This is a genomic window from Streptomyces sp. NPDC049040 (genome assembly GCF_043197715.1).
Taxonomy (GTDB): domain Bacteria; phylum Actinomycetota; class Actinomycetes; order Streptomycetales; family Streptomycetaceae; genus Actinacidiphila.
Genome location: NZ_JBICTO010000017.1, coordinates 45,792 through 60,647, shown reverse-complemented (window position 1 = coordinate 60,647; position 14,856 = coordinate 45,792). Strand labels below are relative to the sequence as shown.

At 75.2% G+C, this 14,856-nt stretch carries 15 protein-coding genes; 7 read left to right on the top strand and 8 right to left on the bottom strand.

What is annotated here, in order from left to right:
* The first annotated feature begins 87 nt into the window (after positions 1-87).
* Both ACGFMP_RS30140 and ACGFMP_RS30135 read left to right on the top strand, forming a co-directional pair.
* Positions 88-2,337 carry a tetratricopeptide repeat protein gene (locus ACGFMP_RS30140; RefSeq protein ID WP_393676278.1) on the top strand — a complete coding sequence of 750 codons (2,250 nt, stop codon included), beginning with the start codon at positions 88-90 and terminating at the stop codon, positions 2,335-2,337.
* Between the two features lie 71 nt (positions 2,338-2,408).
* Positions 2,409-3,104 carry an alpha/beta fold hydrolase gene (locus ACGFMP_RS30135; protein ID WP_393676277.1) on the top strand — a complete coding sequence of 232 codons (696 nt, stop codon included), beginning with the start codon at positions 2,409-2,411 and terminating at the stop codon, positions 3,102-3,104.
* Positions 3,105-3,172: 68 nt separating this feature from the next.
* Here the strand turns inward: ACGFMP_RS30135 and ACGFMP_RS30130 are convergent, their stop codons facing one another.
* The 5 genes from ACGFMP_RS30130 to ACGFMP_RS30110 form a co-directional block, all read right to left on the bottom strand.
* Complete coding sequence (locus tag ACGFMP_RS30130; protein WP_393676275.1) at positions 3,173-4,099, bottom strand: phosphotriesterase; 927 nt, start codon at positions 4,097-4,099, stop codon at positions 3,173-3,175.
* Positions 4,096-4,488, bottom strand: coding sequence for a carboxymuconolactone decarboxylase family protein (locus tag ACGFMP_RS30125; protein WP_393676273.1), 393 nt, complete (start codon positions 4,486-4,488; stop codon positions 4,096-4,098). The genes ACGFMP_RS30130 and ACGFMP_RS30125 overlap by 4 nt, the downstream gene beginning before the upstream one ends.
* The gene (locus ACGFMP_RS30120; RefSeq protein ID WP_393676271.1) at positions 4,488-5,075 is read right to left on the bottom strand and encodes a DUF4865 family protein; all 588 of its coding nucleotides are present in this window, start codon (positions 5,073-5,075) and stop codon (positions 4,488-4,490) included. The genes ACGFMP_RS30125 and ACGFMP_RS30120 overlap by 1 nt, the downstream gene beginning before the upstream one ends.
* 105 nt (positions 5,076-5,180) lie before the next feature.
* Positions 5,181-5,759: a TetR family transcriptional regulator C-terminal domain-containing protein gene (locus ACGFMP_RS30115; RefSeq protein WP_393676270.1), complete on the bottom strand. Its 579-nt coding sequence runs from the start codon at positions 5,757-5,759 to the stop codon at positions 5,181-5,183.
* A 91-nt stretch (positions 5,760-5,850) separates the two neighbouring features.
* A complete protein-coding gene (locus ACGFMP_RS30110; RefSeq protein ID WP_393676268.1) occupies positions 5,851-6,396 on the bottom strand; it encodes a hypothetical protein in 546 nt (181 codons plus the stop codon).
* A 142-nt stretch (positions 6,397-6,538) separates the two neighbouring features.
* Between ACGFMP_RS30110 and ACGFMP_RS30105 the strand changes: the two genes are divergently transcribed.
* On the top strand, positions 6,539-7,207 hold the full coding sequence (locus ACGFMP_RS30105; RefSeq protein ID WP_393676266.1) for a response regulator transcription factor: 669 nt from the start codon (positions 6,539-6,541) through the stop codon (positions 7,205-7,207).
* 1 nt (position 7,208) lies between these two features.
* On the top strand, positions 7,209-8,477 hold the full coding sequence (locus ACGFMP_RS30100; RefSeq protein WP_393676264.1) for an ATP-binding protein: 1,269 nt from the start codon (positions 7,209-7,211) through the stop codon (positions 8,475-8,477).
* Positions 8,478-8,626: 149 nt separating this feature from the next.
* On the opposite strand, the gene ACGFMP_RS30095 is transcribed toward ACGFMP_RS30100, so the two are convergent.
* Positions 8,627-9,109, bottom strand: a complete 483-nt coding sequence (locus ACGFMP_RS30095; protein WP_393676398.1) for an isochorismatase family protein — start codon at positions 9,107-9,109, stop codon at positions 8,627-8,629.
* Positions 9,110-9,435: 326 nt separating this feature from the next.
* Between ACGFMP_RS30095 and ACGFMP_RS30090 the strand changes: the two genes are divergently transcribed.
* Positions 9,436-9,675 (top strand): DUF397 domain-containing protein, encoded by a 240-nt coding sequence (locus ACGFMP_RS30090; protein ID WP_393676262.1) that lies wholly within the window; start codon positions 9,436-9,438, stop codon positions 9,673-9,675.
* Positions 9,676-9,786: 111 nt separating this feature from the next.
* On the opposite strand, the gene ACGFMP_RS30085 is transcribed toward ACGFMP_RS30090, so the two are convergent.
* Entirely contained in the window at positions 9,787-10,491 is a 705-nt protein-coding gene (locus tag ACGFMP_RS30085) for a maleylpyruvate isomerase family mycothiol-dependent enzyme (RefSeq protein WP_393676260.1), read from the bottom strand.
* On the bottom strand, positions 10,488-11,141 hold the full coding sequence (locus tag ACGFMP_RS30080) for a pyridoxal 5'-phosphate synthase (RefSeq protein ID WP_393676396.1): 654 nt from the start codon (positions 11,139-11,141) through the stop codon (positions 10,488-10,490). Before ACGFMP_RS30080 ends, ACGFMP_RS30085 begins: the two co-directional genes overlap by 4 nt.
* Before the next feature lie 48 nt (positions 11,142-11,189).
* On the opposite strand from ACGFMP_RS30080, the gene ACGFMP_RS30075 reads away from it, so the two are divergent.
* Entirely contained in the window at positions 11,190-11,825 is a 636-nt protein-coding gene (locus tag ACGFMP_RS30075; RefSeq protein ID WP_393676258.1) for a CGNR zinc finger domain-containing protein, read from the top strand.
* 320 nt (positions 11,826-12,145) lie between these two features.
* On the top strand, positions 12,146-14,839 hold the full coding sequence (locus ACGFMP_RS30070; RefSeq protein ID WP_393676257.1) for an ATP-binding protein: 2,694 nt from the start codon (positions 12,146-12,148) through the stop codon (positions 14,837-14,839).
* The last annotated feature ends 17 nt before the right edge of the window (positions 14,840-14,856 follow it).

The window sequence follows — 14,856 nt, the reverse complement described above, 5'->3', positions numbered from 1 at the left end:
CGGCCCGACGCGAGGTGCCGCGCGCCGCCCGCCGCGGCCATACTGAGTGCGGGGAAGCACCGAGGAGCACGGGGGCGGCGGCACGCGATGGCGGCGGGACATCACGGGAACCACCACGGGCAGGGCGACACGGAAGCGGCGGAGCACAGCACCCTCATCCAGGGGCGCTATCGGCTGCACGAGCTGATCGGGCGCGGGGGCATGGGCGAGGTCTGGCGCGCCCTCGACGAGTCGCTGGGCCGCAGGGTCGCGGTGAAGTGCCTCAAACCGGTGGGTCACGCCAGGGACGCCGGCTTCACGCGCATCCTGGAGGAGCGCTTCCGCCGCGAGGCGAGGGTCGCCGCGGCGCTCCAGCACCGCGGGGTCACCGTCGTCCACGACTTCGGCGAGCACGACGGGGTGCTCTACCTGGTGATGGAGCTGCTCGACGGCCGCAACCTGCTCCAGGTGCTCGACGACGCCCGCAGGCACCCGCTGCCCGTCCCGGACATCATCGACATCGCCGAGCAGGTCGCCTCCGCCCTGGCGTACACCCACACGCAGGGCATCGTCCACCGGGACCTGAAACCGGCGAACATCATCCGGCTCAGCGACGGCGCGGTGAAGATCTGCGACTTCGGGATCGCCCGGCTCGGCCACGACATCGGCTTCACGTCCCGGCTGACCGGCACCGGCGTGGCGATGGGCACCCCGCACTACATGTCGCCCGAGCAGATCGGCGCGTCGGGCGAGGTCGACCACCGCAGCGACCTGTACTCGCTGGGCTGCGTGCTCTACGAACTCTCCACCGGCGCACCGCCGTTCGACCTCGGCGACACCTGGGCGATCCTGGTCGGCCACCGCGACAACGTGCCGGAGCCGCCCCGCGAGCGGCGGCCCGAGCTGCCGGAGGAGCTGGAACGCCTCATCCTCGACCTGCTCGCCAAGGCCCCCGACGACCGGCCGCAGGACGCCGCCGACGTCGGCGGCCGGCTCAAGGCGCTGCACGCCGCCGCGGGCGCGGAGCTGAGGCCGGTCCCGCACACCGGCACCGCCACCGGGCGGACCGGGCAGCCCGCGGAACTGCCCGGCTGGGCACGGCAGCTCACCACCGGGACCGCGGCCGCCTCCACCCGCCCCCGGCACACCGCAGGCGCCCCACGCCACGAGCTGACCGGCGCCTGGTCCACCCGCGGCCTGCACGCCGAGCCGCGGCCCGGCGTGCTCACCGAACTGGGCGACCGGCACGCCGAGGGCATCGACCTGGCCCGGGTCGGGAACTGGCGCCAGGCCTACGACCTGCACACCGCCGTCGCGGCCGCCCGCGACAGTGCGCAGGGCACCGAGCACCCCGACACCCTCGCCAGCCGCTACGAGGCCGCCTACTGCCTGACAGGCCTGGGCCGCACCGAGGAAGCCCTCCAGCTCTACGGCTACGTCGGCGAGACCCGCGCCCGTGTGCTCGGCCCCGACCACCCCGACACCCTGGCCGCCCGGCACGAGGCGGCCTACGCGCTCGGCGTGCTCGGCCGCCACCTGGAGGCGCACCAGGAGTACGCCGAGGTGCTGGCCGCCAGGATCCGCACCGCGGGACCCGACGACCCGGACACCCTGCAGTGCAAGCACAACCTGGCCTTCAACCTCGGGCGCCTCGGCAGGACCGCGGAGGCGCACGCCATGGCGGTCGAGGTGGCCGAGGCGCGCACCCGGCTGCTCGGCGCGGAACACCCGCAGACCCTCGTCAGCCGCTTCGAGGTCGGCCACCTGCTCGGCAGCTCGCGCCGCTGGGCCGAGGCGCTCGACGTCTACCGCCAGGTGGGTGAGGTCAGATCGCGTGTGCTCGGCCCCGACCACCCCGACACGCTCGCCGTCCACTACGAGTGCGGCATCTGCCTGGGCAGGCTCGGCCGCAGCGCGGAGGCGCTGACGCTCTACGAGGCCCTGGTCGAGGCGAGGACCAGGACGGCCGGCTCCGCCGACGCCGAGACGCTGCGCGCCAGGCACGCGCTGGGCGTCAACCTCGGGCGGCTCGGCCACTGGGAGCGGGCGCTCGCCGAGGCCCGCGACGTGGCAGCCGTGCGCGAGCGGGTGCTGGGCCACGTCCACCCCGACACCCTGGTCAGCAAGCGGGAGATCGCGGTGGGACTCGGCTGGCTCGGCCGCTGGGCCGGGGCGCTCGCCGTCTACCACGAGGTCGCCGACGCGCGCGAACAGGTGCTCGGCCCGGCGCACCCCGACACCCTCACCAGCCGCAACGACGAGGCCCAGTGCCTCGAGCAGCTCGGGCGGGGCGCCGAGGCCCGGATCCTCTACGACCGGGTCGCCGCACAGCAGCAGAACGGCCCGCAGCAGCTCTGAGGGTGCGGCGGGTTTCGGCCGAGCGCGAACAGCGGCCGTCGCGCCGCCGGACGCGCACTACTGTCGCCGTCATGGGCGACGTAAGGGAATACCAGGTCAACGGGGTGCGGCTGGCCTGCGAGTTCGCGGGACCCGCCGACGGCCCGCCGCTGCTGCTCCTGCACGCGCTCGGCGAGGACCGGGGCTCCTGGGCGGCGGTGTCGGCCGCCCTCGCGGCGGACGGCTGGCGCACCATCGCCCCCGACCTGCGCGGGCACGGCGGCAGCGGCCATCCGGGCGACTACGCGTTCGAGGCGATGCGCGACGACGTCCTCGGGCTGCTCGACGCACTCGGCGTCCGGCAGGTCACCGTCGTCGCCCACTCCCTCGGCACGGTCGTCGCGTCGCTGATCGCGATGGACCGGCCGTCGGCCGTACAGCGGCTCGTCCTCGAGGAGGGCCCGCTGCCCTTCCCCGCCGACCCGCCGCGCCCCGTCCCCGAGGGACCAGGCGACGAGCCGGTCCCGTACGACTGGCGGGTCCTGGCCGCGGTGGCCCGGCAGCGCAACGAGCCCGCCGCGCGGCACTGGGAAGGCCTCGCCGAGATCACCGCGCCCACCCTGGTGATCGCGGGCGGCCCGAGCAGCCATCTCCGCCAGGACCAGCTGGCCAGGGTGGCCGCCCGCATCCCTGACTCGCGCCTCACCACGATCGAGGCCGGGCACATGATCCATGACGTCCGCCCCGCGGACTTCCTCGCCGCGGTGCGCGACTTCCTGCGGTCCTGACGGCTGGTCCGCGGTCGCCGGCCGGGCGCGCGCGGACCTGTGGGCGCCGTCCCGCACCCGGCCGCCGGTCAGGTGGGCCAGGAGGAGGCGAACGCCCGTGCCGGATTGACGCGGAAGATCGCGTCGGCCGCGTCATGGCCCAGCTCGCGGGTGAGCCGGGGGCGCAGGGTGCGCAGGAGGTAGGGGGCGCCGGGGCCGGCGTCCGGGGACGTGGTGTCGGCGCCCAGCAGCAGCCGGCCGGTGTGCCCGTCGGCCGCGAGCGCGGTCATGCTCTCGACCAGCCACGGGTCGGTGGCATGGTGCGCCCGGCTCGGCCCGTCGAAGGCGAGGTACGCCCCTGTCGCGGCCAGCTCCCGCAGCACCCCGGGGTCGGGGAAGCGGTTGAGGTGGCCGAGCAGCAGGCTGCGCGCCGGCACCCCAAGCTCGCCGTGCAGCAGCGCGAACACGTCCACCGCTGCGGTGCCCATCTCGTGGTGGATCCCGATCGGGGCGCCGGTGGCGTGGTGCGCCTGCGCCGCGGCCGTCATGACCCACCGGGTGTGGTCGTCCAGGGCGTGGAACATTCCGGCGACCTTGATCATCCCGGCCCGCACGGGGATCCGCGCACCGTCCGGGTCGTCGCCGGCGATCACGCCCTCGGTCAGTTCGGCGACGAAGAAGGCCGCCAGGCCGTCGCCGCGCCGCAACCGCCGCAGCACGGCGGGGTCGTAGTGCACCTCCTGGTGGAGTCCGGTCGCGGCTATCACGTGCACCCCTGTGGCACGTGAGGCCGCGACCGTCTCCTCCGCCATCCGCCCCATGCCGAACGGCGTCCACTGCGCGAACGCCGCCCCGCCGAGGTCGCGGAAGCCGGTGAGGCGGGCGAGGGCTGCCGCCTCGTCGTCGAGCGCCGTCCCGCGCGACGCGGCACTGCGCAGGAAGAGGTGGTCGTGGGAGTCGCACACGCCGAGCGCCGCGGGCTCGATGTCCCCGAGGACGGTACGGACCGCGCTCACGCCTCCTCCTCCGTCTCGCCGAGCACCCGGGCCGCGACCCGCAGGCCGGCCAGCGCCCTGGGCACCCCGACGTAGGGGGCGAGGTGCACCATGACCTCGACGATCTCCCGCGCCTCCACGCCGATCCGCAGGCTGTTGCGCACATGGTCGTCGAGCTGCGGTTCCACCCCGCCGAGCGCGGTGAGCGCCGCCAGGGTGGCGATCTGCCGGTCGCGCGGCGCCAGACCCTCGCGCTGGTAGGTGCCGCCGAACAGGCTGGTGACGATCCAGTCGGGGAAGCCGGGCGCCAGCGCGTCGAGCCCCGCGAGCGTGCCCTCGACGGTCTCGGGGCCCGCCAGTTCGCCCAGCAGCCGGTAGCCCGCCTCGCGGTCGATCACTGCTTCGCGCATCACCACTGCCGTCCTGTCCTGATGTCGTCGAGTCCGGGCTTCGAAAGGTGCAGCACTTCGTAGCGCTCCTCGCCCGGTTCCTCGGGCGCCGCGTCCTGCCACAGGGTGAAGTGCAGCAGCTCCCAGTGCCGCGGGTCGATCAGCAGCGCCGCGCAGTGCAGTCCCGGACGGGAGGCCGTCTCCGCCAGCCCGTCGAGTGCGCGGGAGACCGCGGCGGCCGGGTCCTCGCCGGGGGCGACGGGCTGCGAGCGGCGGCCCGCCGACCGCGGGGCGGTGGAGAAGGCGGCGCCGCGGACGAAGCCGAGGCCCGTCCAGTGCTCCACGACCGGCCGCCCGAAGTCGCCGACGAGAGTGCGGAATCCGGGCCCCCACAGGAAGCTGTTCATGCCCTCAGCTGTGTTCCACAGGTAGAAGGGCGCGTACTGGTTGACCGGCGAGCCGTCCACGCCCTTCTCCCTCATCAGGTACGCCTTCTGGCCGAGGCCGGGAAAGTCGTCCAGCAGGTGGCCCTTGGCGGCCACCCGATGACGGATGGTCTGCATGTCGTAGTCGGCCGGCAAGGTGATCCGGTAGTTCATCGCGTGCACGGGTGCTTGCTCCCCACGGGGGTGTGACAGGCATGACGGGTGTGATTGGTGCGCGCGGTGCGCGCCGGGACGTCGGGCGCCTGGCGGCGCAGGCGCCGAAGGAGGTCAGGCCTCGGGTGCGGTGACCGACTGCGCCGCGAGCAGGGCCACCGCGCCGCGTACCGCCCGGTCGAAGGGCTCCTGCGAGTCGGCGGCGCGGGCCAGCACATAGCCGCCCTGGACGACGGCGACGATCAGCGCCGCGGTGTCGTCGGGGTCGATGCCCGGACGCAGTTCACCGTTGTCGATGCCCTCGGCGATGACCGCCGAGAGGTGTCCGGTGAGCCAGTCGAAGGTCTCCCGCACCGGTTCGCGGAGCTGCGCGCTGGTGATGACGTCGGGGTCCATGGCCATCCGGCCGACCCGGCAGCCGCGCAGCGCGTCGCGCTCGCGCATCAGGTAGGCGGTGGCCTTCTCCAGCGCCGTGCGCCCGGTGGACATCTGCACTTCGGCCTGGGCGCGCAGTTCGGCGGCGCTGCGGCGCATCGCCGCCTCCGCGAGGTCCGGCTTGCCGCGGAAGTGGTGGTACATGCTGCCCTGACCCGCACCCGCCCGCTCCTGGATGGCCTTGGGGCTGGTGCCCACGTAGCCGCGTTCCCAGAGCAGTTCCCTGGCGCTCTCGATCAAGCGTTCCGACGTCTCCATGGCAGCAGTGTACATACTAGTAGGTACAGAAACCGGAAGGACCGGATCGGCCCGCGCCCCGTACGCGGGCCGATCCGGAGGCTGCCGCGGGTCAGCCGGACAGGCGGGCCGTCGACACGCCCGACTCGGCGCCGCCCTTGGCGCCCTTGGTGACCAGGCCGCCCTCGCCGCCCTCGATGACCACCACACCCTTCCCGCCCTTGCCGGGCTTGCCGCCCTTGGGCGGCAGCGGAGGCAGCGGCGGGCACTTGCCGGGCTTGCCCGAGGTGTCCACGCTGCCCTTGGGGGCGGGCTTGCCGTTGATGTAGACCTTGCCGTTCACGACCTTCACCGTGATCTTTCCTGCCGCGCCCTTCCCCGGCGCTCCCGGCTTGCCGGGCTTCCCGGGCAGCGGCGGCAGGGGAGGCAGCGGCGGGGTCTTCCCGCCGGGCTTGCCCTGCGACCCTCCGATCCGCACGACGCAGACGATCTGCGGCCCCCCGGCCTTCTTGCCGGGTGCGGCCTTGGCGGGCCGGGCATGGGCGGTACGGCCGGATGCCGGCCCTGTCGCGGCACCGCTGACCGGCGCGGTCGCCACACCGGTCAGGCCGAGGCCCGCGGTGAGCGCGATCCCCGCGAGGATCCTCTTCTTCTGCATGGTCTGTTCACTCCCGTGAGAGGGGCGCCGCGATCGGTCGATCCGGCACCGAGCAGCCTCGCCGCGGGCGGCTGAAGCGGACCTGAGGACCCGACGGATGATCTTCATGTTCGCCTTAGGTTCCGCGCTGCACGCTGGCGGCGTGCGCATACTCGTGGTGGAAGACGAACGCAGGCTCGCGGAACTGCTGAGCGACGGCCTGACCAGGGAGGGCTTCGCGGTCGACCTCGCCCACGACGGGCGCGAGGGGCTGTGGATGGCCACCGAGCACCCGTACGACGTGGTGGTCCTCGACGTGATGCTGCCCGAGCTCAACGGCTACGAGGTGTGCGCCCGGCTGCGCGAGGCAGGCGTCTGGACGCCGATTCTGATGCTCACCGCGATGGACGGCGAGTACGACGAGGCCGAGGCGCTGGACACCGGCGCCGACGACTACCTGACCAAGCCGTTCTCCTACGTGGTGCTGCTGGCCCGGCTGCGCGCACTGGTCAGACGCGGGCTGCGGGAGCGGCCCGCGGTGCTGTCGGTGGGCGACCTGCGGGTCGACCCCGCAGGACTGCGGTGCAGCAGGGGCGACGTGCTCATCGCGCTGACACCCAAGGAGTTCGCGATCCTGCACTGCCTGGCCAGGCGCGCGGGCGAGGTGGTGCCCAAGTCGGAACTGCTCGCCAGGGCCTGGGACTTCGCCTACGACGGCGACTCCAACGTCGTCGAGGTCTACATCAGCGCCCTGCGCCGCAAGATCGACAGACCCTTCGGGCGCACGACCCTGAGCACCGTACGCGGCGCCGGATACCGGCTGGAGGCCTGAGATGGGGGTACGCCTGCGGACCACGCTCGCCGCGACCGCCGTGGTGGCCGCGGCCCTCGCGCTCGCCTCCTTCGCGCTCTTCGCCGCACTGCATGCCAGCCTGACGGACTCGGCCAGGACGCTGGCCGCGCAGGACGCCCAGCACAAGGCTGTCGTGGCTCTGCAAGGCGGCGCGGGGATCGGCGCCGGGGGTCCGGGCGGCAAGGCGACGGCTCCTCCGCCGGACCAGGGGCCCGGCGCACTGGCAGGCCCGCCACCGGGGCTTCCGGGGAAGGGCGCGGGCGACCTGGTGGTGATCAGCCGGCGCGTCGACACGCAGTCGGGCACGGTCACCGTCGTCGGCACGGCGTCCCTGGCGCCGGCGCGCGCCGCGATGCGCACCCTGACCGCCCTGCTGGTCCCCGGCATCCCGGCGCTGCTCGCGCTGGTCGCCCTGCTCACCTGGCTCGCCGTCGGCCGGGCCCTGCGGCCGGTGTCGGAGATCCGCGCGAAAGTCGCCGACATCACCGCTCGCGACCTGCACGAAAGGGTGCCGGAACCCGCGTCGCGCGACGAGGTCGGCGCCCTGGCGCGTACCGTCAACGCCACCCTCGACCGGCTGCAGACCGCGGTCGCCGCGCACCGGCAGTTCGTCGCCGACGCGGCCCACGAGCTGCGCAGCCCGATGGCCGTGCTGCGGACCCGCCTCGAACTGGCCCACCCCGCCGAGCGGCGGCTCGCGGCCGGTGCGCTGGACGACGTCGCGCGGCTCCAGGCCCTCACCTCCGACCTGCTGCTGCTCGCCAGGCTCGACGCCCGCGAGCCGATCCGCACCCGGGAGACCGACCTGGCCCAGATCGTCGCAGAGGAGGCCGCCCGCGCCCGCCCGCGCACCGACGTCAGGGTCGCCCTGCGGCTCACCCCCGACCTGCTCGTCGACGGTTCGCCCGACCATCTGCGCCGGCTCGTCGCCAACCTGGTCGACAACGCCGTACGCCACGCCGCGGGCTCGGTGACCGTGGCGCTCACCCTGGACGCCGGTTCCGGGCAGGTCCGGCTCGGCGTCAGCGACGACGGGCCCGGCATACCGCCCGAGCACCAGCACGCCGTCTTCGACCGCTTCACCCGGCTCGACCACGCACGCACCCGGGACACCGGCGGCTCCGGCCTCGGCCTGTCCATCGCCCGCGACATCGCGCTCGCGCACCGGGCCACCCTCCGGGTCGTCCCCGGGCCGCCGGGCGCCAGGCTGGAGGCGGTCTTCCCACCGCGGGTCCCGGCACGGTGCTGACCGTGCGGTGCCGGGCACGGTGCCGACCTGCGGGGTCGGGTGCCGGCCCTGCGGTCCGCGGTCCGGTGCGCTGCCGGCACGCGGGTGCGGGTCCCGGCGGGATGCCGGCCGTGCGGTCCGCGGTCCGGCGCGCGCACCGCGGACGCGCGTCACACCGCGGCGAACTCCACTTCCGCCGCCGTCACCACGGTCCCGAACCGCGGGAAGTCAAGGGAGACCGCGGCCCGGTGCTCCGCCGCCGTCAGGCCGGACATGGCGTCCTCGGCGAAGACCAGCCGGTAGCCGAGGTCGGCCGCGGCCCGGGCGGTGGACTCCACGCCCAGGTTGGTCGCGACGCCCGCCATCACCAGGGTGTCGACGCCGAGCGCTCGCAGCCGATCGTGCAGGTCGGTGCCCTGGAAGGCGCCGACGGTCTGCTTGACGACGACGATGTCCCCGTCCTGGGCGACCCCCTCCGCCAGGCCGCTGCCGGCCGGCTGCTCCGCGGCTCCCGGGCGCTGCGCGCGGACGGCCACCACGGGGGCGCCCGCCTTGCGGAAGGCGGCGGCCAGGTCCAGCGCGGCGTCGAGCACCGCGGGCCCCGGCAGCGGCGCGAGGGGTAAGGCCACGATCCGGTCCATGAGGTCGATCATCACCAGTGCGGTGCGCGCCGGATCGAGGCCGGGGGCGAGCGGGGACTCCCGGGCGGGCCTGGCGGCCGCCGTGGACCCGGGGTGGGGGCCCGGGACGTGCCCGGGGCCCTGTTCGTGATCATGTGCGGTCATGAGCGGACCCTACCCGCAGGGTCATGCCCCCCGCCGGGTGTTCACAAGGGTGCAGGGCCGCTCGTGGACCGGTGCCGTTGCGGGCGTCCGGCGATCACGTCCGGGCCCGCGGCGGGCGGCTTCCGTCATCTTGTGTCGGCGTGCGCCACGGCCGATAGGCTGGATGGGAAGGACGATGCGGGAGGAGAGCGGACGTGGCGGAAAGCACCACAGGACAGCCGTTGGCCAACGGGAAGAAGCCGCAACTGGATCTGGCGGGTGCGGAGTGGCTGTCCAGCAGCCAGGGCAGCGGCGACGTGCAGATCGCCTTCGTCGAGGGCTATATCGCGATGCGGGACGGGCGGCATCCCGACGGCCCGGCGCTGATCTTCACCCCCGCCGAGTGGCGTGCCTTCGTACTCGGCGCGCGGGACGGCGAGTTCGACCTCACCTGACGACCGGCCGTCCGACGGCCGGCCACCGGGCGTACGACGCGGCACGCTCGTACGCCCGGCACCTCGCGATCCCGCCCCCGGCCCTTCACGCGCTCCCGCGGGCCGGTCGGTTCACGGCCAACTGCCCAGCACCGGCAGCGGATCGCCGCTCAGCGGTTGCTGCGGAGCCCGGCCCGCCAGCCATGCCGCAAGATCGGTGAGCCTGCCCTGGACGGCGACCGGTTCGCCCCCGCCGAGTGTCCAGGAGCGGCCCGCGTCCACCGCGGTCAGCGTCAGCGCGGTCCCGTCCGGCACCCTTACGGACAGGAAGTCGACCAGGTGCGCGCACAGTTGCGGCGGCCAGTGGTCGGGGCCCGCGCCCAGCAGCGCGTCCGCGGTGTGGATCTCCACCTCCCGCCACCAGGCGAGCCCCGCGGTGCGTACGGTGCCACCGCGGTAGGCCACGGGACGCCGCCAGTCACCGGGGCCGACACCGGCCCATGACGCCTCGGCCTCGTCGAGGGCCGCCCCGACCGCCGCGGCCAACTGCGCGGCGCCACGCCCGTGTCCTGCCTCGATCGCCGCGTCGCGCGCCGGCCTGCCGCCGTCGTAGACCTCGATCTCCCGGCCGCGCAGTGCGTAGCGCGCCTGCCGGGCGAGCGCGAGCGCGACGCCCTCGATGTGGGTGAGCACATGGCCGCGGGTCCAGCCGGGCAGCGCGCTCGGCGCGCGGGCCGCCTCGTCGGTCAGCCCGTCGAGCAGCCCGCGCAGCCGCAGGTGACCGGCCGTCAGCGCGGCCCGCAGGTCGAGGTCGTCCGGCTGTGCAGGTCCTTTCACGGCCACAGCAGTCCCCGCTTCCAGTCGTCTCCGGCGCGCGTGTAGCCGACCCGGGTGTGCCGTCGGTCGCGGTCGCCCTGCCAGAACTCCACGCTGTCCGGGCGAAGGGTGTAGAGGGTCCAGCCGGGTGCGACCAGGCCGGGTTCGCGCTCGACACGGGCGGCGGACTCGCGTACGGCCGCGTCCCTGGTGGCGAGGTCGGGCAGCGGGGTGCTCTGGCGGCCGAGCAGCGCCTCGGCGCGGGCGCCGGGGGAGCGGGCCAGGAAGTCCGCCGCGCCGGCTTCCGCGCTGCCCGCCGCGACCCTGCCGTGGACCCGGATCTGGCGGGCCAGCGCGGACCAGTGGAAGGTGAGCGCCGCGGCGGGGTGTGCGGCCAGTTCCCGCCCCTTGCGGCTGCCGGCGTCGGCGGCGAAGTGCCAGCCGTCGGGGGAGACGTCCTTGACGATGAGCACCCGCGCCGACGGGCCGCCGTCGGTGCCGACCGTGGACAGGGTCATGGCGTGCGGCTCCCGTACCCCGGCGCGCACCGCGTCGAGCAGCCACTCGACGAACAGTTCCCGCGGGTCGGCAGGCAGCGCGTCGATGTCGAAGTCCGGCAGGTCACCCGAGAACACGTCGAGTCCGCGCAGCAGTTCGCGGAGATCGGACACAGCCACCCCCTCAGTGTTAATGGTATGTGGCGATGCTAGCATTAGTTCATGCAGGGTGATCATCTCGCGCTGGAACTGGCCGTCACCATCCGGCACGACGGCCGCGGCGGCGTCGCCGACGACCTGGCGGACCCGGCGGGGCTGACCCGCTGGGTCCGTTCGCACGCCGACGCGCTGCGGGCCGACCTGGCGGCCGGTCCGTACACCGCGGCGGACTTCACCGCGGACACCGCCGCGCTCGCCGCGGCGGTCGAGGTGCGAACCGCGGTCCGCTCGCTGTTCGCCCGTGCGGTGCTGCCGGGAGAGCCGAGCCCCGCCGACGCGGACCGCCTGCCGCCCTCCCGGCAGGCCCTGGTCCGGCTCAACGCGGCGGCCGCGCTGGTCCCCTTCTCCCCGCACCTGGACTGGCCGCAGGACGGCGCCGCCACCGCGACCCCCGCGGTCACCGGCACCCCGGCCCCGGCCGACCTGCTCGCCGCCGCGCTCGCCCGGCACGCCATCGCCTTCCTGGCGAGCCCCGCCCGGGACCGGCTGCGCGCCTGCCCGGCGCCGCGCTGCGTCCGCTACTTCGTCAAGGAGCACGCCCGCCAGGAGTGGTGCAAACCCTCCTGCGGGAACCGCGCCAGGGTCGCCCGCCACCACGCCAGGCACCGCACCCAGGCTCGCGGCGTCGACACCCCGTGACGCCGGCCCCCGTGCCGCTCGGTAAATGCGGTGACAGGGGCGCATCCGGGGCGCACGGGAGTTCGGACATGGCACGTGACCGGTGGGTCCCGGCTGGTCGACGCCCGTCCCCGCGACCGCCGCAGGACCGGACGGCAACGGCCCTCCCGCAGACCGCGACATGACCCGCGCCGGTCGGGTCCCCTGCGGGCGGCGGATCGGCGCGGCCGTTCGTGCTCACACACCGCACCCGACGGCGTACGCTGTGAGGCCACCGGACGGGTGTCCGCACCGCACGGCGTGCGCCGGGCGTGCGCCGTCCGGCCGCCAGGGGGTGCACCATGCCGCAGCGCCAGACGCACAGCCGGCGCGCGCTGCTCGAACGCGAGGCCGAACTCGTCGCCGTCGACGAGGCGCTGAGCGAGCTGAGTGGGCTGGGCCCGGACGGCAGCGAGAATCCCGGCGCCGGGCGGCGCGGCGGCCTGCTCGCCTTCGCCGGGTCCGCGGGCCTCGGCAAGACCACCCTGCTCGCCGAGGTGCGCAGGCGCGCCACCGACCACGGCTGCACCGTGCTGTCCGCCCGCGGCGGCGACCAGGAGCAGCAGGTCGCCTTCCACGTGGCCCGGCAACTGCTGCAACCGCAGCTCGCCGGCGAGTCCGAGCACGAGATCAAGGCCAGGCTCGGCAGCTGGTACGGCATCGTCGGCCCCGCGCTCGGCCTGTGCACGGCGGAAGGCGCCGCCCCCGACCCGCAGGGTCTGCGCGACGGGCTGGACTGGGTGCTCACCCACCTCGCGGTGCAGCGCGCCCCGGTCGTCCTGGTCCTCGACGACGCCCACTGGGCCGACCCGCAGTCGCTCAACTGGCTGGCCGCCTTCGCGCCGCGCGCCGACGACCTGGCCCTGCTGATCGTCGTCGCCTACCGGCCCGACGAGCTCCCGGCCGGCGCCGAGTCCTTCCGCGGCCTGCCCGGCAGGGCCGGGCACCGCCCGATCGGCCTCGAACCCCTCACCGAGGCCGCCATCGGGCGCCTGGTGCGCGACTCGGTCGGCGAGCACGCGGCCGACGACTTCTGCCGCGAGTGCTGGGCGGTCACCGCGGGAAACCCCTTCGAAGCGGTGGAGCTCGCCGCCAGGCTCCGCGACCGCGGTGTCACCCCCGACGGCTCGAGCACCCACCTGCTGCGCGACCTCGCCGCCACCGCCACCGGGCAGGGCCTGGCCGGGCGGCTGGATCGGCTCGGCCCCTCCGCGGTCCGGCTCGCCTGGGCCGCGGCCGTCCTCGGCACCGAGGTGCCGCCGGGGCTCGCCGCCGACGTCGCGGGGCTCGGCCGGGAGGAGGCCGCCGACTGCGCCGACCGGCTGCGCGAGGCCCGCATCCTCACCGGCAGCCGCACCCTTGAGTTCGTCCACCCGCTGATCGCCACCGCCGTCTACCGGGCGATACCGGGCGCCGTACGGGTCGCCCTGCACGGCCAGGCCGCGTGGTCGGTCGTCGACGCCGGGCTCGGCCCGTCCGCCGCCGCCCGGCACCTGCTGGAGACCCACCCCGAGGGGGACCCGTGGGCGGTCGGCCTGCTGCGGGCGGCCGCCCGTGAGACGCTGCGGGCAGGCGCACCCGAGACGGCCCGCAGCTACCTGGGCCGGGCACTGCGCGAACCACCGCAGGACGCCGACCGGGCAGCGGTGCTCTACGAACTGGGCTGCTCCTCCCAGCTCCTCGAACCCTCCGTCACCGTCAACCACCTGCGGGCTGCGCTTGAGGAGCCGATCAGCGACCCCGCGCTGCGCGACGGCATCGTCTTCCGCCTCTCGCAGTCGCTGGCCCACAGCGACCGGCTCAGCGAGGCCGCCGAGGTCGTCGCGCACGCCGCCCGCACGGCCACCAGTGCCCGCACCCGGCTGCGGATGCAGGCCGAGCAGTTCATGTGGGACGCCTTCCGCGCCGACGAACCGGACTCGCCCGGCCGCTCCCGGCGGCTGACCCGGCTCGCCGAGCGGCTCACCGGCCGCGACCTCACCGAGCGCTACATCATCGGACTGCGGGCCTGGGACGCCACCCTGCGCGGTGAGCACATCTCCACCGTGCTGCGGCACGCGGGCCGCGCCCTGGAGGGCGGCCTGCCGTGGGCCGACGAGGACTGGGGCTTCGAGGTGCCCACGCTGGTCGCGATGACCTACATCTACGCCGACCGGCCGGAGCGCGCCGAGGAGCTGTTCGCCGAGGGCATCGCCGACTTCGAACGCCACGGGTGGCGTGGTGCGCACCTGTCCTTCGGCCTGCTGCTGCTCGGCTACGTCCGCTGCCGGCAGGGCCGGCTCGACCAGGCGGAGGAACTGGCCCGCGACGGGCTGCGGCTGGCCGAGCGGGTCGGGCGCGGCACCCCCGTGCAGTGGTACGCCGTCGCCGTCCTCATCCATGTGCTGCTGGCCCGCGGCCGGGTCGCGCAGGCCACCGCGCTGGCCGCCGACTACGACTTCCGCGAGCCCTTCCCGGCCGCCGTCACCTTCCCGGACGCCCAGGCCGTGCACGGCGAACTGCTGCTGGCCCGCGGCCTGTACGAGGAGGCCGCGGCCGAACTGGCCGCGGTCGGCGGCCGGCTGGACCCGCGCGGCATGCGCAATCCCGCCTGGTGCCCCTGGCAGCTGCACCTCGCGCTCGCCCAGGCGCACGTCGTACCGGAGCGGGCCCGGCACACCGCACTCGACGCCGTCGCCCGGGCACGGCAGTACGGGGCCGGATCCGCGATCGGCCACGCGCTGCTGGTCGCCGCTGAGGTCTCCGACGGCCCCGAACGGCTGAAACTCCTCACCGAGGCCGTCACCCACCTGGAGGCCTCGCCGCCGGCCCACCTGCTCGCCGCCGCACTGGTCGCCCACGGGGTCGCGCTCCGCGAGGCCGGCCGGCCAGCGGAAGCCGCCGACCGGCTCCGCATGGGCCTGCGCACCGCCCAGCGCTGCGCCGCCGACGGCACGGCGGACAGCGCCCGGACGGAACTGGCGCCGATCGCCGCCGCCGAGGGCACGGCCTGCTGACGGAGCTCCCCGGCGCT